Here is a 20,539-nt window from a genome sequence, read left to right as displayed (position 1 = left end):
CATGGAGAACTTCTTCGGCTTAATGAAGCAAGAAATGTATTATGGGGTGATTTACTACAGCTATGAGGAACTAAAAGATGCTATTGAACGATATATCAAATACTATAATGAGCAAAGAATCAAAGAGAAACTAGGTTGGAAAAGTCCTGTCCAATACAGAATTTTCCGACAGACAGCATAAAAAAGTAACGAGACAGTAAAAACTGTCTCGTTACCAAGGTCTAACTTTTTGGGGTCACATCATTTCTTTTTTTCAAACTCTTTTTTAATTTGTTTTAACTGCGCCTCTACCGGTTTCATACAAAATCCTCCAAAAATCATTTCAAAATATTAAGACATCTCGATTGGATAAATCTCCAACTCAAGGCCCACCAGCCAATCGGAATAGGGCAAATTTGTTTTGCAATACAAGACAAAACACTCGCGTAATATACGCCTTCAAAATCAAATATTCTTCTATATCTTTAGGATATCATGTAATAAAGACATATTCTGTCACTTTTCAAAAAATACATAAAAAAAGACAGCACGATAGTATCGTACTGTCTACGAGCATAATATTGCCTTGTTGATTGCAGTTATAAGATAGAGTTACCCCCCCCCAATGACTTTCAGGCATATGTAAAGATAAGAGATTATAAGTTTTCATTGCATTTTCAATCGTTACTAAGCAATCCATCATCTTCACCACCCAACTGACTTTGTAACATTTTTTGTCATTTATATTGGTTTTATTATATCAATTTTGCAGTTACTTGTCAGTAATATTTTAATGGATTCTGGCATATCAAACAATCTGTTTACTTTGTCGTAGGAAAATTGCTTGCGTTATCAGTGACTCCTTGCCCAATAGATTTTGAAAATCCTATTTGCCTCAATAAAAGTTCGGAATTTTCAACGACTGATAGGTAATCTTATTGAGGTTATTTTGCATATTAGCTAAATCTTTATTCATCATCTCCATGAACCGCCTACACATACGTCCAGTGTTTTTTGCGACCTGCGAGCAGACGCCGGCGAACTGTTTTTATTTTATAAATCTGTTACCGCACGTAGCGACAACAGATTCAGAAAAATAACATCGCTTCGAGTGACCCTCCGCTTGTGACAATAGCCGCGGCTCGTAAAAGCCTGCCATTATGCTTGAATAGGCTATGGTCGAATCTCACAAGCGGGACGCCCAGCCACAGCTGTCCGTTTTGGCAGCCGTCCTGCACCTCCCGACGATCGGCACCTGACGGGCCAAAAAGGCTTGGGACAGCCCCTACGCACAAGGCCGTTGGCCGTGATTTTTTTGTGGTCTGCAAGACCGCGGCGGACTGCCATCTGCGACCAGCGAACTGCGTTTATTTCATGAATTTATTGCGGCGAAGCCGCATCCGTAGGGGCCGTCCCAAACCATTCTGATTTTTCAGGTGCAGGATGGTTACCCGGACGGATGGTAGCGGCGGGCGGCCCGCTACGCGCTGAGGGCTTCCCGAAGCGTCGTTGTCAGTTTGAGTTTGTCGCGGCGAAGCCGCATCTGATTCCGAGGCGACCGGCGACCGGCGGCCTGCGCTCACTTATTTCCCATGGGGTGCATAACCGTTGATGGCGGCCAGGCGGATCAGTTTTTCACCTTTTTCGCTGTCTTTCGGGACGCCGATGCCTTCTTTATATATCTGGCCCAGCCAATATTGGGCCACGGCGGCTTCGACGTTGAGTTCACCGCCCTGCAAGGCTTGTTCAAAGTAATGGCGGGCTTTGGCGTAATTCCGTGTGACGCCGCGTCCCAGGAGATAGAGCATCCCCAGCATAGCCTGGGCTTCTGGCAGTCCCTGTTCAGCGGCTTTGGTGTACCAAAAGGCAGCTTTTTCATCTTTTTTGTAACTGTAAAAATAGGCATCGCCTAAATAGTTCTGAGCGTCCCGGTCACCCTGGGTGGCTGCATTTTCTATCAGCATCCAGCCCACTTTATCGGCATCCCGGACGTGGCCGCCGTCAGAGAGGAGTTCTAAGCCCCACGTATACAAATTGATGGCCTGATTCTTCTTGGTCTGTTCGCTTCTGTCCATGACTATCCCTCCTGTGAAATACAATTTATATCTTCACTATAGCATCTGAGTAGGACAGGTTTTGTCATGGCGAGGCAAAAAGACGCTGTCGCACGACGACAGTGCCTTTTTTAGCAGTCAGCGGATGGAGTTAAATTTAAAAGCAACCTCTCAGTCAGCTTCGCTGACAGCTCTCCTAGAAAGAGAGCCTTTCACTGGCCTGCGCTCCCATTAGTCCGCTTCTAAGTGCAGGGTTTTGACCAGTCCGCTGCGGTTATGCTTGACCGGTTCGTCGGTCAGGGCATCCAGGATGGGGCCGTAGTTTTTCTTTTCGATGTCTTCGCAGAAGGCGATTTTCAGGTACATCGTAGCCCGCGAGGAGCCGACGTAGATGAGGCGCTGCATGAGGTCGTCCGGGAGTTCCGACAGATTGACGTCGATGAGGAGGACCGCCGTGGCTTCGAGGCCCTTGAATTTCCGTACCGACGTGAAGAGGATTTTGCCGTCTTCCGGTTCCGTCGTGACGGGAATCCCGTTGAGGGTCCGGCAGCCTTTGAGGCCGCTATGGCCGACGGAGTGGGCCGTGAGGATGACCATGTCTTTCAGGGCAACGCCTTGCTGGCACATGTCCTTGACGAAGCGGTCTGCCTGTTTCTGCAGTTCTTTTTCGTTCCCATAAAAGACGGCTTTCGGCGTCATGCCCTGGATGGTGTTGACATAACTGTCTTTCATGTGCATCAACTTGCCGATGGACGTGGCGATTTCAGCGGTATTGCGGCAATTCTTATAGAGGACCAGGCGACATTCGGCATTCTTATCGATCCAGCCCGTCGTCTTGCGGCTCATGATGTACTGATTGCGGTCGTAAAAGATGTAGAAACAGCCGTCCTGTAATTCTGCCAGGAAGCTCAGGTGTTCCAGGATAGAGTCGCTCAGGTCCTGGCCTTCGTCGACGACGATGTTGGGATACGCCCAGTCATCATCATTGAATTCGCTTTCAAAGTACTGTTCAAAGACGGCAACGACTTTATTGAGGGGCAAGGTGTCGTCCTGGAGGATTTCTTCAGCCAAAGTGCGTACATTATGGAAGGTAATCTGCGGATCGTGATAATGGCGTCGCAGGTACTGCAGGAGGAATTCGTTGAAACACAGATAGAGGGCCTTTTTTCCCTGACTGGCCAGCATCCGCGCTTTTTCTACGGCCAGCATAGTCTTGCCCGTGCCGGCCGGGCCCGTAAATGGCCGCCGTCCGCTGTTCCTGCAAGAACCGGGGTATAGAGAATTGCTGGTTCGTCAGCTGGACGTAGGACGTCTTCGTTTCCCGGCTGCTGCTGGAAATCGTTTCGGCAATGCGGAAAGACGGCATGAGTGTCTGGATGAGGGCTTTGAATTCCGGCGGCTTCAACGGTGTAAAGGACCGGCCCAGGTGGTCTTTCCAATAGGCATAAACCTTGTCCAGGGCTTCTTCCGGATGTGCTAAACTCAGCTGGTCCAGGATGATTTCCGGAACGGCTTCGGCTGGCAGACGCAGTTTCGAATCCATGGCGACCGACGTGAACCAGGCCGCCCGGCCAATCATGGGACAGTCATAGGGGAAATGCTGGCGCAGGATCCGCTGGATACGGTACTGCGTTTCCGCAGCCTGTCCTAAGGGATTGATGCGTTTTTTGCTGTTATTCCTGCGGTTGATTTGGATCCAACTGCCTTCTTCATAGCCGATACCGCCGGATTTGACTTCGATGGACAAGATGCCCTTGGTCGGGTGGAAAATGATAAAGTCGCCTTCCCCTTCACTCCGGTATTGGCCCGGTTCGCCGAGCCAGCGGAAGGAATGGAAGACGACATATCCGTCACTTAATTGTTGTAAGGCCTGATAGACCTGTATTTCGCCATCGCTGCCATGAAAATCGTCATCGATGGTCGGATAAAAACGTGCCATGCAGTATCTTTCCTTTCTCTGTATCTTCTGTCTTCGTGTTCTCCTTATTATACCAGGGATACTTCAGGGACGGAAGGGTGCCGAATTCTTTCAGCCGGGCTTTGAGCTGTTTTTGAAGTCCATGTTGCCAGAGATAACGGTCGATCATTTCTTTTTGGGCATACAACACGCTGTCTTCGACTTGATGGCGCGTGAAGGTATTCAGGCCATCGATTTCTAAGAGGCATGTATTCAGGCGTCCCACCAGTTCCCAGCAGGCCATCTTATCTTCCGTGACGGCCTGGTACTGTTCTTTCAATTCTTCGCGCATATGGTAATAGTCCGTCAGCGAATGGACGTTGGAAAGTCTGTCTTTTTCCAGGACGGCTTCTGCTTTCTCGGCGACGCCAGCCCGTTCGAAGTCGTAGAAGTGGCAGTCGTTCAGGAGGTAGCCATGGGTGTATTTTCCCAGTTGTTCGTTGAAATTCAGGGTAAAGACGGCATGGCAGCGTTCACATTCAACGGTCTGTACCATATTCAGCAGATTATGGATCAGCAGGTTCCCCTGTTCATCGCGGTGATTACAGACGGGTTCCCAGGCATAACGGCGCCGGCTTTCCTGCAAGGTCGTGCCGGCCTTTTTGAAGCAGTCTTCGATAAGCATGAGCGCTTCGTCCATATTGAGCCCCGGGATGTCGTCGAGGAGATTGACCGTACAATCATAATAATCGAGAGTATTAAAGATGGGCACGGAAAAGCTCAGTACCCAAAATGTCCTGAATGTCATCTGCTGGTACAGGGGAAAGAGGATGCTGCGGATGTGTTTGGCTGAAAAGTCATCGTAATAGGGCAGGTCCAGGGTGATGTAATCCAATTTCTCTAAGATAGCCGTTTGTCGACGGATTTCACGCTGGAGCAGTTCGGCCTGGATTTTAAGGTTATTGTGGAAAAAGGTGACATCTTTGGGCGTGAACTGCTGCATCTTGTCCAAAATATGATGGGATTTTTCGAGGTGTGCTATGAAATCCGGCTTGAGAAGGTCATCCAGGCTGTTATATCTAAAGACTTCATTGTAGCTGTATTCGTGCGTATCCGGGTCAATTTTCAGCGAAAAAACAGTATGGCATTTTTTGCAGATATACGTATCATGACAATTCTTGGCGCTATCTATCATCGTCAGGGAGCTGGCATCCTCAAAGAGCAGATGACCATCACTGTCGCGATGTTCGCAGCAGTCGCGTTCTTTAAGGACCGCCCGACATTCGTCCACGTCAAGGGCAAATTTCTTATAGCAGTTATAGATGAACTGGATATCTTGCTGTGCTTGTACTACGTCAATCTGTTTCATTCCTATCGCCTCCTTGGACATATTATTATACATCAATAAGAGGACAAAATGTGTCTTGGCATAAAAAAAACTTGTCGCCGTGCGACAAGTTTTTTTAGTGGTTAGTGATTAGTGGTTAGTGGCTAGCAATGGGTAAAAATTTTAAGCCATCTTCTACAAACTCCGTACTACAAACTATGTAAAAAGAGCAACCTCTCAGTCAGCTTCGCTGACAGCTCTCCTATGAGGAGAGCCGGGCTACGCGATTTTATATTTCTTTTCCAGGCGGTCCAGGAGTTCCATGTAGCCTTTTACGAATTCCGGGCCTTCTTCTTGTTCCATGTCTTTTACAGTCTGGTCGATTTTAGCTTTGATATCATCGGACAGGCCGCGGTCGGCTAAGGGGTAGACGACGTTGTTTTCTTTTTCTACGTGCTGCTGCAGGCGGTTGGCATAGGCCATGGCTTCGGTCAGGACCTGGAGTTTATATTCCGTCTTCGGTTCCTGGGCGTAGAGTTTGAGGGCTTCGTCGAGGTCCCGGACATGGGCACGGATGAGGTCGTGTTCGACGAGCATGCCGTGCTTGATGATGATGGAGGCGACTTCTTCCAGGTGGTCGACCATTTCAGGGAAAAGGACGAGTTCTTCCCGGCGGTGATGGTGGCCGTCGGCATAACGGCGGATGAAATCGAGGATTTCGGCAAATTCCTGCTGGTCGATTTCAGCCCCTTCCAGAATAGCGCAACACGATTCTTTGATGACTTTCAGCATCCGTGAAATATTGGCATGTTGTTTAACCATGACTTCCGTGCAATACATAAGGCTCCCTCTCTTTCGTTTAGGCAGATTTCTTGACGATTTCATACTGGCCTTCGGCCGGGCTGGTGAAGGCGTAATCCGTAGCCGATAACAGACCGTCGACCAAGGCCTGGCGCAGGGCGTAGTAGCGGTCGCCGTGGCCCTGCCAGAATTCGCTGTGCAGGTCCATAGTCCGGTCCCAGGTGATGCGGCTGTCATCGCTTTCGCGGACGCGGTTGACCTGGTCGCAGGGCATCCCGTCCAGGAGCAGGTCGTCCAGGCGGTGGAAGGCTTCCGGGGCCGTAGTGGCATTGAGATGCTGGCTGGCACCGAAGTCATAAGCGGCCTGTTTCAGTGCCGTCAGGCGGTCTTCCTGGTCACCGGCAACGTCGAGTACCAAGGCGGCATAACGGCCTTCGGCATCGTGGATGCGCGACTGGAGCCAGCCGTGGATGTTCGATTCGTCGATGACTTCATCGAGTTTGCGGCGGTCTTTGCTGCCGTATTTGTCGACCAAATCGCTGTCGGACCAGCCCTGGCTGGATGCGTAGCGGATGAGTTCGTCGATCAGGCTTTCCTGGAACTGGATTTTATTGTATAACCAAAAATGGATGGGTCCTAAAAATGCGCTCATGATATGTCCTCCTCTTACTGTTTGTTCGCTTCAATGGCAACGTTGACGGCTTTAGTAACGATTTCCGGGTCCAGGCCGTGGACAAAGCAGGCATTGGCCAGGCTTTCCTGCTGCGACGACGGGCAGCCCAGGCAGTGCATCCCCTGAGAAATAAGGGTATCGACGACTTCCGGATGAAGACGGATGATATCGCCCATAATCATATCAGACGTAACTTTTTCATTCATTGCGAATTTATTCAAAACAGATTTCAACATAGTACCTACCTCCTAAGTAAGTGGATGAATTATATCTTATCTCTAAGTGAGGTTCTCTCAACTTCTGAACGTAGTATACCATGGATAAATAGGACAATCGGTTGTTATTACAACGGTTTGGGGATTTAGTGGCTCGTGGTTCATGGCTAGTAAAAAAGCGCTGTCTTTGCGACAGCGCCTTTTTAGGTTTGCAGCTTGCAGTTTGTAGTGAATGGTTCACTAGCCACTAACCACTCTTATTCTTCCTCTTCCGGAAGTTCTGCGTTGTGGTATACGTCCTGGACGTCGTCGAGTTCGTCGAGGGCGTCTACGAAGCGTTCCATTTTTTCAGCGTCTTCTCCCGTGAGTTTGATCGTGTTTTCCGGAACCATGGTGATCGATGCGTGTTCCGTTTCGATGTTGTTGTCAGCCAGGGCTTTTTCGACAGCGTCGAAGGCTTCCGGCGTGGTGATGATTTCGTAGTCTTCGTCGGAAACTTTTACGTCATCAGCACCGGCATCGAGGGCGACTTCCATGATCTGGTCTTCATCGGCCTGGTCGCGGTTGACGACGAAGATGCCCGTGTTGTGGAACATCCAGCTGACACAGCCCGTAGCGCCGAGGTTGCCGCCGGATTTGGAGAATTCGTGGCGGACAGCAGCGGCTGCGCGGTTGCGGTTATCCGTGAGGACGTTGACCGTAACGGCAACGCCTGCCGGGCCGTAGCCTTCGTATACGATTTCTTCGTAGTTCTGGCCTTCTGTAGCGCCAGCGCCTTTCTGGATAGCCCGTTTGATGTTATCTTTCGGGATATTGTTTTCCTTTGCTTTCTGAAGGGCCAGCTTCAGACGCATGTTGCCGACCGGGTCCGGACCACCCATGCGGACAGCAATCGTGATTTCACGGCCGATTTTGGTCGTGATCTTACCGCGGATTGCGTCGTTTTTCCCTTTTTTACGTTTAATATTCGCCCATTTAGAATGTCCAGACATTCAAATGCCTCCCTTTATTTCCACCAATCTTCGCCGGCCAGGCGATCTAAGATGATAGCTGCTGCCGAACGGACAGATAAGTGATTATATTCCCCGGCCCCGTAAATCGGTTCCAGGATGAAATCAAATTTTTCCATCGTTTCTTTCGTCATCCCGTAGCCCGTGCCAAAGAGCAGGAGGATCGGCGTATCGTCTTCTTCCCGCTTCTGCCGCAACTCCTTATAGGAAATGGTGTTGGCATAGGTCCGCGCGTCCGTCGTGACGACGTAAGGGCGCTTCCCTTCTGCGGCGGTGACGGCTTCGACAGCCGCTTCGATGGACGGGCGGATGTCTACGATATCGAAAGCCTGGGTGCGGTAGCCGTTATAGTTGCGGCCCACCGGGCTTTCCCAGAAATCCATGATTTTATGCACCATATCGAGCTGCCCCGGAATATGGTGGATGATGAAATATTTCTTGACGCCATAAGTCTTGGCCGACCGCGAAATGTCATGCAGATCGTAGTTGGTAATAGCCGTGGCAATGACGTTGAAGTTCTTATCATATATGGGATAATGAACCAATCCGACATACAAAGGGGATTTCATCATTTCTTCGCCCCTTTCAGTTTAGCCAGTATCTTTTGGTCAGCTGGCGACAAATCGCAATGCTGCAAAAGGTCCGGCCGTAATTCCAAAGTCCGCGCCAGTGACGCTTCCCGACGCCAGGCATCGATTTTGGCGTGGTCGCCGTTCCGCAGGACCTCCGGTACGGCCATGCCGCGAAAGACGGCAGGCTTGGTGTACTGCGGATACTCCAGGAGCGACGAATAGAAAGAATCGTCAGCGGCCCCGGCAGCTGCGCCGAGGACTCCGGGAATCATGCGGGCTACGGCATCGGTAACGGTCATAGCCGGCAGTTCACCGCCAGTGAGGACGTAGTCGCCAACGGAAATGGTCTCATCGGCCAAATCCTGTTCGACGCGGTAATCGACGCCTTCGTAATGGCCGCATAATAAAATAAGCTGGTCGTATGTCGCCAGCTCGCGTGCCTTGGCCTGCGTAAAGGTCTGCCCTGCGGGCCCCATGAAGATGATGCGCCGCCGCGGCACCTGACGCCGCACGGCTTCGACAGCGGCATAGAGGGGCGCTGCCTTCATGAGCATGCCGCAGCCGCCGCCATAGATGGTATCATCGACCATGTGATGACGGTCGTACGTGAAATTACGGGGATTGGTCACATCCAGATCCAACAGGCCGGCTGCCCGTGCCCGCCCGATGATGCTGTGTTGGAAGAACGTTTCGATGAGCTCCGGAAAGAGTGAGATAATGTCGATTCTCATTCGTCCACCCACTCCGGCGGATCGACGACAATCTTCTTGGCACTTTCATCAATGGACTTGATGACATCGGGAATGGCGGCCAGGAGTGTTTCCTTGCCGTCATCGGCAGTGACGACATAGACGTCGTTGCTGCCCGTGCGCAGTACGTCTGTAAGTTTTCCCAGTTCATGGCCCTGAAGGTCGTATACGGCCGAGCCGAGGATGTCGTAGATGTAGTGCTGGCCTTTCTGCAGGGGCACTAAATCTTCGCGCGGCACTTGCAGGTCTTTTTTGACCAACAGTTCCGCCGCATTGCGATCATCGACGCCGACAAATTTCATGAGGACGACCCGCTTATGAAGACGTGCGGATTCTACTTCATATTTCTTGCCGTCAATGTAGCCGTATTTCATTTTCAGGAATCGTTTCGGAAAATCCGTATCGGGATAAATACGAACATCACCCCGCACGCCGTGCGGGGCAACGATTTGACCGATTGTGAAAAGATCTAATTCAGCCATCGTATTCTATTGGCGGATAGAAACGATCTTGCCGTCTTCAAGCAGGATTTCCGTTCCCATCAATTTTTCTAAATCATCGCCGACATTGACAACGACAGTCTGTTCAAGCGTGCCTTGTCTGATTTCGGAACCGATTGTCAACTGTTCAGCTTCTTCTCTGTCGTGCTGTGCCTTAGCCTTAGCTGCGGCGAGACGCTGTTTCTGTTCTTCTACTTTAGCACGCAAGGAAATCAACCCTTGTGCATCGATTTTAGCTTGTTCGGTCATCATGCGTTTGGCCTGGAATTCCAGGTTCTGCATTTCCCGATCGATGTCACTCAGGGCCTGGTCAGCACCTTTGAGGATACGATCCTTGAGGGCCTGCGTAACCTTTGCTTTGACAGCGACAGGAACGCGCAATGTAATCTGATCCATGGTTCCTCCTATACGATATCCACTGATACTTTCTTGTTAGCCTTCACTGCCGCAGCCTTGACAACAAGGCGCAATGCTTTCGCAATTTTACCCTGTTTGCCAATGACTTTACCCATATCTTCGGGTGCGACATGAAGCTGATAGACTTCGAGGCCTTTTTTTTGAATCTTGGTAACTGTAACCGCATCCGGGTTCTTGACGAGGGACCGGGCGATACATGCAATCAATTCTTCCATAGTATCCAGCCTCACTTACTTTTTGGATGCTTCAAACTGAGCCATGATGCCAGCTTTTTTGAAGATAGAACGGATCGTATCTGTCGGCTGTGCGCCTTTGCCGAGCCATGCTACAGCTGCTTCAGCATCGACGGTCAGACGATTGTCCATGTCTTTGGACGGATCGTACATGCCCAACGTAGCAACCGGGCGACCGTTGTTACGAGCATCGCGGGAATCAGCGACGACGACGCGGTAGATCGGTTTCTTTTTAGCACCTAAACGAGCCAAACGAATTTTAATCATTGAAAATCACCTCCTTGATATAGTATCTTATTTCCACAAAAAAGGGAAATCCATTTAAAAAGGCAGACGTGGCATGAAACCCCGTCGTTTATTCTTCTGTGCTTTCTTGGCCTGCTTCATCATCTTCTGCATTTCTGCGAACTGCTTGATGAGACGGTTGACATCCTGGACGCGCGTGCCGCTGCCCTTGGCGATACGGCGCTTGCGGCTGTCCTTGATGAGCATTTTCGGATTGGCACTCGACCGTTCCTGGGCCGTCATGGATGTGATGATGGCTTCGATTCGTTTGAATTCTTTGCCGTCCATGTCGACTTTGTCGAGTTCTTTCTTATATTTCCCGATGCCCGGGATGAGGCTCAGGAGACTGCCCATATTGCCCATTTTCTTGATCATATGGAGCTGGGACAGGAAGTCATCGAAGGTGAAGGTACCACTTTTCATGGTCTTCTTCATGTTTTCCATCGATTCTTCATCGAAAGCCGCCTGGGCTTTTTCGATGATCGTTTCGACGTCGCCTAAGTCGAGGATACGCGATGCGTAGCGGTTCGGATGGAATTCTTCCAAGCCGTCGAGTTTTTCGCTGACGCCGATGAACTTAATCGGTTTGCCCGTGACGGCCTTGATGGACAAGGCGGCACCGCCGCGGGCATCGCCATCGAGCTTGGTCATGATGATACCGTCGATGCCGAGGGCTTTATCGAAGGCCGATGCAGCCGTAACGGCATCCTGACCGGTCATGGCGTCGACGACGAGCAGGATTTCATGGGGATGAACTTCATTCTTGATGTTGATGAGTTCGTCCATGAGGGTTTCATTGATATGTAAACGGCCGGCCGTATCGATGATGACGACATCGCGTAAATGGCTGGTCGCATAGGGAATAGCGTGCTGAGCAATGGCGACAGGGTTCTTGCTGCCCTCTTCGGTATAGACAGGCATGTCCAGTTCCTGGCCGAGGACCTGAAGCTGCGTGATAGCCGCTGGACGGTAGACGTCGGCTGCGACCATGAGCGGGCTCTTGCCCTGGGACTTCAGCTTCTTGGCCAGTTTAGCGGCTGTCGTCGTCTTACCAGCCCCCTGGAGGCCGACGAGCATGATGATGGTCGGTGGCTTGGGAGAAATGGTGATCCGGCTCTGTGTCCCGCCGAGGAGTTCCGTCAGTTCATCGCGGACGATCTTGATGACCGTCTGTGACGCATTGAGGCTGCCGAAGACTTCTTCGCCGACGGCCTTTTCTTTGACTTTCTTGATGAAATCTTTGGTGACGGCAAAGTTGACGTCCGCTTCCAGAAGGGCGCGGCGCATCTCTTTCAGCGCTTCGCTGACATCCTCTTCAGAAAGCTTCCCTTTGCCGCGGAGTTTTTTAAATGCCGCCTGGAATCGTTCGGACAGACTTTCAAATGGCATAAGGGGCCTCCTTCTATAACTCTATTTCATGCAAAAGCTGTTTCGCTCTTTCAAGGGTTTGCGGTTCTTCCCGGTCGAGAAGCCGCTCTACTTCATCGATCTTATCCCGGACCGCATCGTAGCGGGCCAGCAGATGAAGGCGCTGTTCGTAGCTTTCCAGCGAATGGGAAGCGCGCTTGAGCATATCATAGGCACCTTGGCGGGAAATGTGCAGTTCCTCCCCGATTTCGCTCAGGGACAGGTCCATATCGAAATACATTTCCATACAGCGCCGTTGTTTCTCCGTAAGCAAAGGCCCGTACAAATCGAGAAGCCGTCCCTTGCGGACTACATCTTCAAGCATGGCTTCACCGCCTTTCAAACAGCGTACTTTGGTATTATAACGGAAAGCAGCCTATCTGTCAAGTATTTTTACTTGTCAGGGGTTCGTAGGGGCCGCCCAAAGGGCGGGCCGCAGGTCGCAGGTCGCAGGCCGTGCCTCGTGGATGGCTTTAAATTTAGTCCCGTCTGCTAAAAACTACAAACTGCAAACTACCAACTATTACGGTACGATGGATACGCGGACGTCGTAGAAGGTGCTGCCGGCGCCTTCGTCGGTCAGGCGCTGGGACGTGAGGACGTTGACTGAGGCTCCCTGCCCTTTGACCCGTTCCCGCCACCAGACGCCTTCGCTGACGACCTGGCCCGGCACAGTCCGTTTAGAGATGACGACGGTGAAATCGGCCTGGCCCCGTTCATTGGCCAAGGTCACGGTCTGGCCGTCCTGCAGGCCATAGCGGGCCGCATCGTCGGGATGGACGAAGAGGTCCATTGTATGGCTGGCCGTCAGTTCGTCCCGTTCATTGAAGGACGAATCGAGGATGCGCATGTCCGGCCCGTTGACGAAAGCCAGCGTGCCGTCGTCTTCTGCAAGGGGCAGATAGTCCGGCAGGGCCGGCGTCAGGGCCGCGTTGTATATCTCGATTTTCCCCGACGGCGTGGCAAATCGCGTCTGGTAATCGTCCGGCATGGGCAGCGGCGTCGGCAGGCCCTGACTAAGGCGCTGCTGATCCACAGGCAGGGGCCATTTCGTCGTCGACGCAGCCAGGGCTTCGACGAGGTCCCGTTCTGAGCAATCGTAGAAATCATCGTCTATACCCATAGCATGGGCCAGGTCACAGGCGACGCGCCAGTTGGAGCGGCTCTGGCCGACAGGCGGGATGGCCGCATAGCCGCACTGGATCGTGTAGTTGCCATAGGAATAATAGGCGTCGTCGTGTTCCAGCGACGTCGTCGCCGGCAGGACGATATCGGCATAGCGGGCCGTATCGGTCATAAAGCGTTCGTGGACGACGGTAAATAAATCGTCCCGACAGAGGCCCTTCAGGACCTGGTTCTGGTCCGGCGCCGTGCAGGCCGGATTGGACGAATAGACGAAGAGGCTGCGGATGCGGTCGTCACCCGTCAGTGCCTGGCCCAGGCAGCACATGTTGACGACGCGCTTGCCAGGCTGTTTCCAATCGGAATGGGTGACGATTTCTTTATCATAGGCTTTCGACGCCGACGCCGAAGTCAAGAGGCCGGCTCCCTGCTTCCCCCAGGCGCCGACGACAGCCGGCAGGCAGGTGATGAGGCGCGTCGTCATGGCGCCGTTGCGATAGCGGGACTGGCCGCTGCCGAGGCGGATGAACGGCGCCCGGGCCCGGCCGTAGGCGTGGGCCAATTCGACGATGACGTCGGCCGGCACGCCGGTGATGCCCTGCGTTTTTTCCGGCGTATACTTGGACAGGACGTTCTTTTTCAAGTCCTCCCAGCCGAGGACGTTCCGGTCCAGGAAGGCTTCGTCAGCCAGGCCGTCACGGTCGAGGACATGCATCATGCCCAGGGCCAGGGCTCCATCCGTACCGGGGCGGACGGCGATGAAGTGGTCGGCCAGGTCGGCCGTCTTGTTGCGATAGGCATCGATACACCAGACGACGGCCCCTTTGGCCCGGGCCGCTTCGACGTCGTGGTGGAAGTGGATATTCGTGGCCAGCATATGGATGCTCCAGAGGAAGATGCAGTCGCTGTCCTGGGCTGCCTGCGGCGCCGTCGGCATGGTATTGCCCATGACGTCCTTGAAGCCCCGCCCTTTGGCCGGAGCGCAGATGGTCCGGTCCAGTTCCGAAGCACCCAAACGATAGAACAGGCCGTGCAGGGCGTCGTGCTGGACGATGCCCATGGTACCGGCATAAGAATAGGGCAGGATGGCTTCGGCACCGGCTTCGGCGATGATGGCCTTCCAGGTCCCGGCTATTTCTGCCAGGGCCTGGTCCCAGGAAATGGGCGCGAACTGGCCGCTTCCCTTGGGGCCAATCCGCTTCAGCGGCGTCGTCAGGCGGCGCGGCGAATGGACGGTCCGCTCATAATGGGCCATCTTCGGGCACAACGTCCCGCGCGTAAAGGGATGGGACTTGTCGCCGGCAACGGATACGACGCGGCCGCCGTCGACCGTCACGACGAGCCCGCAGGCATCGGGGCAGTCATACGGACAGACAGATGTACAGGTTTTCATGGTATCACCTCTTGTTTCGTGGAAAAAAGGAGCTGTCGCATCGCGACAGCTCCTTTTAAGCAGTTAGCAGTTAGGGGTTAGCAGTTAGCAGATGGCATAACCCTTCGTGCGACAGCGCCTTTTCTTGTAGGGGCGCCACGTGGGGCGCCCGCTCTGGGATAGGTACGATTTCCCGACCCGTTTGCTAGAAGAATCATCCAAATTCCTAACAGGTCTCCCACGTGGCCCCTACAAACTATAGAGCATAGGAACCCCGCGAGCGGTCCTTCTTCTTCCCAGGGGAAGCCTTAATGATGGAACAGGCGCAGGCCGGTCATGGCCATGGCGATGTTGTATTTATCGCACGTTTCGATGACATTGTCGTCGCGGATGGAGCCGCCGGCCTGGGCGATGTAGTCGACGCCGCTGCGATGGGCCCGTTCAATGTTGTCGCCAAAGGGGAAGAAGGCATCGCTGCCCAGGGCTACGCCGTGGAGCTGGGCGATCCAGGCTTTCTTTTCTTCCCGTGTGAGCGGTTCCGGTTTTTCCGTGAACAAGTCCTGCCAGATGCCGTCGGCCAGGACGTCTTCGTAGTCATCGGAGATGTAGACGTCGATAGCGTTGTCGCGGTTCGGACGGCGGACATCGTCGCGGAAAGGCAGGTTCAGGACTTTCGGGTTCTGGCGGAGCCACCAGATATCGGCCTTGTTGCCAGCCAGGCGCGTGCAGTGGACGCGGGACTGCTGGCCAGCGCCGACGCCGATGGTCATGCCGTCTTTGACGTAGCAGACCGAATTGGACTGGGTATATTTCAAAGTGATGAGGGCGATCATCAAATCGCGCTGAGCTGCTGCCGGGATATTCTTGTTCTTCGTCGGGACATTTTTGAAGAGGTCCGTCGTAATCTTGGCTTCATTGCGTTCCTGTTCAAAAGTGACGCCATAGACTTCCTTCGATTCGACGAGGCGCGGCTTGTAGTCCGGGTTTATCTGGAGGACGCAGTAATTCCCCTTCTTCTTGGTCTTCAAAATAGCCAAGGCTTCGTCGCTGTAGCCCGGAGCGATGACGCCGTCCGAGACTTCCCGCTTGAGGAGCGTTGCCGTTTCGACATCGCAGACGTCGGACAGAGCGACGAAATCGCCGTACGAGCTCATGCGGTCAGCACCGCGGGCGCAGGCATAGGCCGAAGCCAGGGGGGACAATTTCAAATCGTCGACCCAGTATATCTTTTTCAGGGTATCACTCATGTCCGTAGCGACGGCGGCCCCAGCCGGGCTGACGTGCTTGAAGGAAGCCGCTGCCGGAAGGCCTGTCGCTTCTTTCAATTCTTTGACCAGCTGATAGCTGTTGAAGGCGTCGAGCAAATTAATATAACCGGGACGGCCGTTGAGGACCGTAAAGGGCAGGTCGCTGCCATCTTTCATATAAACCCGGGCCGACGACTGGTTGGGATTGCAGCCGTATTTTAATTGCAGTTCTTTCATGGTGATTCCTCCTGAATAGTTAAGCAAAAATAAAAAATACCGACACTTCTGGAACGTTTCGCCCAGACGGTCGGCTCGTACGAATCATGCTCCCCGTGGTAACTCCACTTCCGTCAGTCACATGTTTCAGATTTATTATACCGTCCGCAGACGGGAGATGTCAAGAAAAAGGACCGCCCTTCGGACGGTCCCTTTTTCTGTAGGGGCGCCACGTGGGGCGTCCGCTCCAGGATGATGTGATTTCCATTTCCCATTCGGTTTACTGGGAGAAACATCCAAATTCCGAACGGGGCGCCCACGTGCGCCCCCTACAGTGCCACTATCCACTAACCCGCCTGTTGTTCAAAGATGTCCTGGGCCAGGCCCATGGGTTCATCGCGGAAGAGGCGTTCATCCATGGTCTTCAGATTTTCGGCGATGTGCGGTACGAATTCCATCTGGTCGAGGATGTCCTTTTGCAGATCCACGCCCGGTGCGATTTCCGTGAGGACTAAGCCCTTATCGGTGAGGACGAAGACACAGCGTTCGGTGATGAACATGACCTGCTGGTTGTGTTTATGGGCATATTCAGCACTGAAGGTAATCTGGCCGACCTTATCGATGAATTTCTGGACAGCCCCTTCATGGGTGATGACCAGTTTGCCGTCCCGGATTTCTTCGCGCAGGCCCTTGGCCGTAAAGGTGCCGCAGAAGACGACTTTATGCGTATTCTGGGTGATGTTGATGAAGCCGCCGCAGCCGGCGATGCGGTCTTTGAACTTGCTGACGTTGACGTCGCCTTTGGCGTTACATTCTGCCATGCCCAGGAAAGCCATATCCAAGCCACCGCCATCGTAAAAGTCGAACTGATACGGATGGTCGACGATGGCATCGGCGTTGGCCGAACCGCCAAAGTCCGCGCCGCTGGCCGGTACGCCGCCGATAGGCCCGGCTTCGACGGTCAGGGTCAGCTGGTCGCCGATACCTTCTTCGTTAGCTACGCTGGAAACACCTTCAGGAATCCCGATGCCCAGGTTGACGACGGCGTTGGGAACGAGTTCCATCGCAGCCCGACGGGCGATAACCTTGCGGGCATTGAGTTCCATCGGCGGAATCTGGGACAAAGGCATACGCATTTCACCGGTATAAGCCGGGTTCTGGACCTGACGGACCTTGGACAAGACGATGTAGTCGACGTCGATGCCCGGCAGGACGACGTGTTTCGGCGGAATCGTCCGGTTTTCGGCCAGCGTTTCGACCTGGACGATGACCATGCCGCCACTGGCTTTGGCTGCCAGGGCCATGGGCAGGAGTTCCATGCGGACTTCTTCATTATCCGTCGATACGTTGCCATTCAAGTCGGCGCAGGTCCCGTGGACGATAGCGACGTCGATGGGGAACGGTTTGTACCAGAGATATTCTTCGCCGTCCAGTTCCTTGACTTCTACCAGGTCTTCCTTAGTGATGCTGTTCAATTTCCCGCCTTCGATGCGGGGGTCGACGAAGGTATTGAGGCCGACACGGGTAAACAGGCCCGGTTTGCGGCCGGCAATGCTGCGGAACCACTGGGCCATCGTGCCCTGCGGCAGGTTGTAGCCTTCGACCTTATTGTCCATGACCAGTTTCCCCAGTTTGGGAGCCAGGTTGTAATGACCGGCAATAACCCGTTTCAGCATGCCTTCGTGGGCGAAATGGCTGGCACCCTTGCTCACACCGTCACCGATGCCGGCCGTATGGACCAGTGTCAGCTGCTGCGGATATCCGGTCTTGGTAAAGCGGTCTTCCAGGGCCTGCAATACTTCTTCCGGCAATGCACACTGTGCAAAACCACAAACGGCGATAGTCGAACGATCTTTAATAAGCGATGCTGCATTTTCTGCTGTAATCAGTTTTGCCATGATGACTTCCTCCTTATAGATTTCCTTACTTGTCTTCGATGAGCTCTTTTTCTTCTCATCTTCTGGCTTTAGTATAGCCCCTTTTGCCCTTGAAAAATACGCACAAAGCCGTGACAAAAGATGAAAAACTTGCCTCAAAGATGACAAATATGACAAGGCCTTTCCTTGAAGGTGTCCTGGCCAGGCTATATAATGAATATAAGGAATATAAGGAATATACACGTATTCAAATCTATCATCAAGGGAGTCCTGTTCATGAATCCTTATGCAGAAGTCCTCAAGCAGCTGCTGCAATATACAGAGACGAAATATACGACCTTATCCCAGGCCATCGACTACGACATGTCCTACATCAGCAAATGGGTCAACGGCGCCCGCCTGCCGGCTTCACGCCATGCCGACCGCATCCACGAGGACATGGCCCGCTTCTTTGCCAACACGGCCCAGAAACAGCACCAGGAAGGGGACCTGAAGCGCATCTTCTCCTTTGCCGACGACGGCCAGGATCTGGCCTTCCATCTCTACGACCTGCTAAGCCGTGCCTACCGCCAGGCCCAGACCAGGAAGGGGAAAAGTGAAAGCCGCGACCAGGCCATCCATTTCTACGCCGGCCGCGCTGACTGCCACACGGCCCTGTGCCAGCTGCTCCACCAATACCTGGAAGGCCTCCAGTCCCAGGGAATGCTGGTCATGACCGGCCAGTTCCACGTCCTCGACCAGAACGGCATCTGGCAGCTCCTGGAAGAATGTCACAACGACCGCTGGTCCTGCGACGTCCACTTAGGCCTGAAGATGGACGTCTTTGCCGATCATATGCCCCAGGCCGCCAGCAGCCTCTATCAGTGTCTGGACCACTTATTGACCTATAATTTCACCATGCACGAAATCGACCACGAATCGTACCGCAACATCATCGTCCTCAAAGACGCCTTTGCCTACCTCTACTACGTCGACGGCGACGACTACATCGACATGTGCCTGACCATCACCGACCCGGCCCAGGTCCGGGAAATCTATAAGAAGTGCTGCGCCTACATGATGGTCCAGCCCGTCCTCATGGAGCCCCGCCAGTCCCTGGGCATGGAAAAATTCGGCTACCGCGACATCTTCTTTACATCCAACAACTACCTCTTCTTCCTGACCAACGGCCTGGAATTCCTCCTCCCCGACGAAGTCTATACGTCGCTGTGCCAACTCATCGACGAAGGAAAATATCCCAATGCCACCAAAGAATGGGTCCGGCGCATCCAGTACATCTGGTACCGCATCATCGAACAGGGGCGCATGAAAATCATCATGCCCAAGAATTCCATCATCCGCTACCTGGAAACGGGCTGCTTCTACCTGACCGACATGAACTACCAGATGACGCCAGACGAAAGAAAGGCCCAGCTCAACCTCATCGTCGAAAAGATGAAGCAGAACCCGGCCATTACTTACGGGATTCTCCTCCCGGCATCGGGAGAAAGCAGTTATACGAATTTTTCTAATCTCGCTTTTTACGGCAATCACACGTCAGCTTTCTTCAAAAAGAACACGCACCACATATTGCCCCAGACCAAGCCCATTTACTTGCTCAATAATTCCCAGCTCATCGGCTGTATGCATGATTTCTTCGACGGCCTGAGCCATTCTCCTCAGTACAAGGGCTTCTCGGCGGAAAATGTCGACGCCCTGCGGGGCCTGATTACGCCGCTCATGATGGTCCTGACCGAAGAAAACGGCGACGCCTAGTCTTCAGGCTGGGAAATGCTACGGACCGTGATTTTGAGGATCTCGACGGACATGCCCGTCGTGTATTCCACTTCCTGCTGGATGTCCCGGCGGATACGGCTCATGAGCTTCTTGATGTTCTGGCCATAGGCGATGGTCAGGGACAGGATGATGGCCAGGCCATTGCGCGTCGAGTTGTAATTGATGGCCACCCGCAGGCGGTTGATCTTGGTGACGCCGTCGTTCTTGGCCAGGGCATGGCGCACCAGGGCTTCCAAGACGTCGTTGGAAAAGGTCAGTTTCCCGTAATAACTGAAGACGGGCCGGACGACGGACCGTTCAAAAGGCGATATCTTCTTGCCGTTGCGGCCATAGAAGAAGGAACGGATCGGGTCCAGGAGATAGCCCTGGAAATGGGGCTTCAGTTCCATCGTCGGCACGGGGATGATGTGCTTGCCCTCTTTGATGCGGATGGCCCGGGCCTTGGCGATTTCCGACGGGCACGACACATCTTCGATGCGGATGAACTGCGACGCTTCCGGCAGGTGCAGGGACTCACAGATGCGGTGTATCATGTGCTTCGACGTGCCCAGGATGAGCAATTTATCGGGATGTATCTTCTCCAGCGCCGCCCGCATGGCCGCTGCGTCTTCGGGCTTGTTGAAGATAGCTCGGCGCACGGCTTTCAGGCGGTTCGTCTCTTCTTTGGCCGACCGGCCGGCGACGATGCGGTTGTGGTCGATGAGCAGGCCGTCGTCGATGATGGCCTGGATATCGTGGTCATAGGCGACGACCAGGGCGTGATGGCTCTTGCCCGTGCCGCTGGCGCCGATAAAACCGAAAACCTCCATA

22 protein-coding genes and 1 riboswitch are annotated in these 20,539 nt (G+C 53.3%); of the genes, 2 read left to right on the top strand and 20 right to left on the bottom strand.

The window, feature by feature from the left end; genetic code table 11:
• Positions 1–181: IS3 family transposase (locus WMO23_RS03550; protein ID WP_349173268.1), on the top strand; the 181-nt coding region annotated here is incomplete at its 5' end.
• Between the two features lie 1,381 nt (positions 182–1,562).
• On the opposite strand, the gene WMO23_RS03545 is transcribed toward WMO23_RS03550, so the two are convergent.
• The 19 genes from WMO23_RS03545 to WMO23_RS03455 all read right to left on the bottom strand — a co-directional run bounded on the left by WMO23_RS03545 (position 1,563) and on the right by WMO23_RS03455 (position 17,974).
• The gene (locus WMO23_RS03545) at positions 1,563–2,054 is read right to left on the bottom strand and encodes a tetratricopeptide repeat protein (RefSeq protein WP_349173266.1); all 492 of its coding nucleotides are present in this window, start codon (positions 2,052–2,054) and stop codon (positions 1,563–1,565) included.
• Between the two features lie 210 nt (positions 2,055–2,264).
• A complete protein-coding gene (locus tag WMO23_RS03540; RefSeq protein ID WP_292108352.1) occupies positions 2,265–3,218 on the bottom strand; it encodes an ATP-binding domain-containing protein in 954 nt (317 codons plus the stop codon).
• A complete protein-coding gene (locus WMO23_RS03535) occupies positions 3,115–3,972 on the bottom strand; it encodes a nuclease-related domain-containing protein (protein ID WP_292298566.1) in 858 nt (285 codons plus the stop codon). The genes WMO23_RS03540 and WMO23_RS03535 overlap by 104 nt, the downstream gene beginning before the upstream one ends.
• A complete protein-coding gene (locus tag WMO23_RS03530; protein ID WP_349173264.1) occupies positions 3,944–5,299 on the bottom strand; it encodes a hypothetical protein in 1,356 nt (451 codons plus the stop codon). Before WMO23_RS03530 ends, WMO23_RS03535 begins: the two co-directional genes overlap by 29 nt.
• Before the next feature lie 237 nt (positions 5,300–5,536).
• On the bottom strand, positions 5,537–6,079 hold the full coding sequence (locus tag WMO23_RS03525; RefSeq protein ID WP_349173263.1) for a hemerythrin domain-containing protein: 543 nt from the start codon (positions 6,077–6,079) through the stop codon (positions 5,537–5,539).
• Between the two features lie 37 nt (positions 6,080–6,116).
• On the bottom strand, positions 6,117–6,710 hold the full coding sequence (locus WMO23_RS03520) for a hypothetical protein (protein WP_020310428.1): 594 nt from the start codon (positions 6,708–6,710) through the stop codon (positions 6,117–6,119).
• 14 nt (positions 6,711–6,724) lie between these two features.
• Positions 6,725–6,967, bottom strand: coding sequence for a DUF1858 domain-containing protein (locus WMO23_RS03515; RefSeq protein WP_020310427.1), 243 nt, complete (start codon positions 6,965–6,967; stop codon positions 6,725–6,727).
• A 236-nt stretch (positions 6,968–7,203) separates the two neighbouring features.
• Positions 7,204–7,938 (bottom strand): YebC/PmpR family DNA-binding transcriptional regulator, encoded by a 735-nt coding sequence (locus WMO23_RS03510; protein ID WP_014016003.1) that lies wholly within the window; start codon positions 7,936–7,938, stop codon positions 7,204–7,206.
• Positions 7,939–7,952: 14 nt separating this feature from the next.
• Positions 7,953–8,525: an RNA methyltransferase gene (locus tag WMO23_RS03505; RefSeq protein WP_020310426.1), complete on the bottom strand. Its 573-nt coding sequence runs from the start codon at positions 8,523–8,525 to the stop codon at positions 7,953–7,955.
• Complete coding sequence (trmD, locus tag WMO23_RS03500) at positions 8,525–9,259, bottom strand: tRNA (guanosine(37)-N1)-methyltransferase TrmD (RefSeq protein WP_020310425.1); 735 nt, start codon at positions 9,257–9,259, stop codon at positions 8,525–8,527. Before trmD ends, WMO23_RS03505 begins: the two co-directional genes overlap by 1 nt.
• A complete protein-coding gene (rimM, locus tag WMO23_RS03495; protein ID WP_020310424.1) occupies positions 9,256–9,759 on the bottom strand; it encodes a ribosome maturation factor RimM in 504 nt (167 codons plus the stop codon). The genes trmD and rimM overlap by 4 nt, the downstream gene beginning before the upstream one ends.
• A 6-nt stretch (positions 9,760–9,765) precedes the next feature.
• Complete coding sequence (locus tag WMO23_RS03490) at positions 9,766–10,173, bottom strand: YlqD family protein (RefSeq protein WP_020310423.1); 408 nt, start codon at positions 10,171–10,173, stop codon at positions 9,766–9,768.
• Positions 10,174–10,181: 8 nt separating this feature from the next.
• A complete protein-coding gene (locus WMO23_RS03485) occupies positions 10,182–10,409 on the bottom strand; it encodes a KH domain-containing protein (RefSeq protein ID WP_014015998.1) in 228 nt (75 codons plus the stop codon).
• 15 nt (positions 10,410–10,424) lie between these two features.
• The gene (gene rpsP, locus WMO23_RS03480) at positions 10,425–10,694 is read right to left on the bottom strand and encodes a 30S ribosomal protein S16 (RefSeq protein ID WP_020310421.1); all 270 of its coding nucleotides are present in this window, start codon (positions 10,692–10,694) and stop codon (positions 10,425–10,427) included.
• 54 nt (positions 10,695–10,748) lie between these two features.
• On the bottom strand, positions 10,749–12,101 hold the full coding sequence (ffh, locus tag WMO23_RS03475; RefSeq protein ID WP_020723816.1) for a signal recognition particle protein: 1,353 nt from the start codon (positions 12,099–12,101) through the stop codon (positions 10,749–10,751).
• A gap of 13 nt (positions 12,102–12,114) precedes the next feature.
• A complete protein-coding gene (gene ylxM / locus WMO23_RS03470; RefSeq protein ID WP_071601829.1) occupies positions 12,115–12,444 on the bottom strand; it encodes a YlxM family DNA-binding protein in 330 nt (109 codons plus the stop codon).
• A gap of 198 nt (positions 12,445–12,642) precedes the next feature.
• Positions 12,643–14,634, bottom strand: coding sequence for a molybdopterin-containing oxidoreductase family protein (locus WMO23_RS03465; RefSeq protein ID WP_292108346.1), 1,992 nt, complete (start codon positions 14,632–14,634; stop codon positions 12,643–12,645).
• Between the two features lie 287 nt (positions 14,635–14,921).
• Positions 14,922–16,097, bottom strand: coding sequence for a phosphoribosylaminoimidazolecarboxamide formyltransferase (locus WMO23_RS03460; RefSeq protein ID WP_292108345.1), 1,176 nt, complete (start codon positions 16,095–16,097; stop codon positions 14,922–14,924).
• A 53-nt stretch (positions 16,098–16,150) separates the two neighbouring features.
• A riboswitch (ZMP/ZTP riboswitch) is annotated at positions 16,151–16,228 on the bottom strand.
• 195 nt (positions 16,229–16,423) lie between these two features.
• Complete coding sequence (locus WMO23_RS03455) at positions 16,424–17,974, bottom strand: acyl CoA:acetate/3-ketoacid CoA transferase (protein WP_292108344.1); 1,551 nt, start codon at positions 17,972–17,974, stop codon at positions 16,424–16,426.
• Between the two features lie 255 nt (positions 17,975–18,229).
• Between WMO23_RS03455 and WMO23_RS03450 the strand changes: the two genes are divergently transcribed.
• Entirely contained in the window at positions 18,230–19,708 is a 1,479-nt protein-coding gene (locus tag WMO23_RS03450; protein WP_020310413.1) for a hypothetical protein, read from the top strand.
• Here the strand turns inward: WMO23_RS03450 and WMO23_RS03445 are convergent.
• Positions 19,705–20,538 carry an Asp23/Gls24 family envelope stress response protein gene (locus tag WMO23_RS03445; RefSeq protein ID WP_020310412.1) on the bottom strand — a complete coding sequence of 278 codons (834 nt, stop codon included), beginning with the start codon at positions 20,536–20,538 and terminating at the stop codon, positions 19,705–19,707. The genes WMO23_RS03450 and WMO23_RS03445 overlap by 4 nt on opposite strands.
• Between the last annotated feature and the right edge of the window lies 1 nt (position 20,539).

The organism is Megasphaera intestinihominis, from assembly GCF_040096415.1.
In the GTDB taxonomy this organism is placed as follows: domain Bacteria; phylum Bacillota; class Negativicutes; order Veillonellales; family Megasphaeraceae; genus Megasphaera; species Megasphaera intestinihominis.
This window is presented reverse-complemented; position numbering and strand designations above follow the sequence as displayed.

What these genes read in the sequence shown, in the direction of transcription:
- WMO23_RS03545 (WP_349173266.1), bottom strand. Translation starts at nt 2,054, where the DNA reads ATGGACAGAAGCGAACAGACCAAGAAGAATCAGGCCATCAATTTGTAT.
- WMO23_RS03540 (WP_292108352.1), bottom strand. Translation starts at nt 3,218, where the DNA reads ATGCTGGCCAGTCAGGGAAAAAAGGCCCTCTATCTGTGTTTCAACGAA.
- WMO23_RS03535 (WP_292298566.1), bottom strand. Translation starts at nt 3,972, where the DNA reads ATGGCACGTTTTTATCCGACCATCGATGACGATTTTCATGGCAGCGAT.
- WMO23_RS03530 (WP_349173264.1), bottom strand. Translation starts at nt 5,299, where the DNA reads ATGAAACAGATTGACGTAGTACAAGCACAGCAAGATATCCAGTTCATC.
- WMO23_RS03525 (WP_349173263.1), bottom strand. Translation starts at nt 6,079, where the DNA reads ATGGTTAAACAACATGCCAATATTTCACGGATGCTGAAAGTCATCAAA.
- WMO23_RS03520 (WP_020310428.1), bottom strand. Translation starts at nt 6,710, where the DNA reads ATGAGCGCATTTTTAGGACCCATCCATTTTTGGTTATACAATAAAATC.
- WMO23_RS03515 (WP_020310427.1), bottom strand. Translation starts at nt 6,967, where the DNA reads ATGTTGAAATCTGTTTTGAATAAATTCGCAATGAATGAAAAAGTTACG.
- WMO23_RS03510 (WP_014016003.1), bottom strand. Translation starts at nt 7,938, where the DNA reads ATGTCTGGACATTCTAAATGGGCGAATATTAAACGTAAAAAAGGGAAA.
- WMO23_RS03505 (WP_020310426.1), bottom strand. Translation starts at nt 8,525, where the DNA reads ATGAAATCCCCTTTGTATGTCGGATTGGTTCATTATCCCATATATGAT.
- trmD (WP_020310425.1), bottom strand. Translation starts at nt 9,259, where the DNA reads ATGAGAATCGACATTATCTCACTCTTTCCGGAGCTCATCGAAACGTTC.
- rimM (WP_020310424.1), bottom strand. Translation starts at nt 9,759, where the DNA reads ATGGCTGAATTAGATCTTTTCACAATCGGTCAAATCGTTGCCCCGCAC.
- WMO23_RS03490 (WP_020310423.1), bottom strand. Translation starts at nt 10,173, where the DNA reads ATGGATCAGATTACATTGCGCGTTCCTGTCGCTGTCAAAGCAAAGGTT.
- WMO23_RS03485 (WP_014015998.1), bottom strand. Translation starts at nt 10,409, where the DNA reads ATGGAAGAATTGATTGCATGTATCGCCCGGTCCCTCGTCAAGAACCCG.
- rpsP (WP_020310421.1), bottom strand. Translation starts at nt 10,694, where the DNA reads ATGATTAAAATTCGTTTGGCTCGTTTAGGTGCTAAAAAGAAACCGATC.
- ffh (WP_020723816.1), bottom strand. Translation starts at nt 12,101, where the DNA reads ATGCCATTTGAAAGTCTGTCCGAACGATTCCAGGCGGCATTTAAAAAA.
- ylxM (WP_071601829.1), bottom strand. Translation starts at nt 12,444, where the DNA reads ATGCTTGAAGATGTAGTCCGCAAGGGACGGCTTCTCGATTTGTACGGG.
- WMO23_RS03465 (WP_292108346.1), bottom strand. Translation starts at nt 14,634, where the DNA reads ATGAAAACCTGTACATCTGTCTGTCCGTATGACTGCCCCGATGCCTGC.
- WMO23_RS03460 (WP_292108345.1), bottom strand. Translation starts at nt 16,097, where the DNA reads ATGAAAGAACTGCAATTAAAATACGGCTGCAATCCCAACCAGTCGTCG.
- WMO23_RS03455 (WP_292108344.1), bottom strand. Translation starts at nt 17,974, where the DNA reads ATGGCAAAACTGATTACAGCAGAAAATGCAGCATCGCTTATTAAAGAT.
- WMO23_RS03450 (WP_020310413.1), top strand. Translation starts at nt 18,230, where the DNA reads ATGAATCCTTATGCAGAAGTCCTCAAGCAGCTGCTGCAATATACAGAG.
- WMO23_RS03445 (WP_020310412.1), bottom strand. Translation starts at nt 20,538, where the DNA reads ATGGAGGTTTTCGGTTTTATCGGCGCCAGCGGCACGGGCAAGAGCCAT.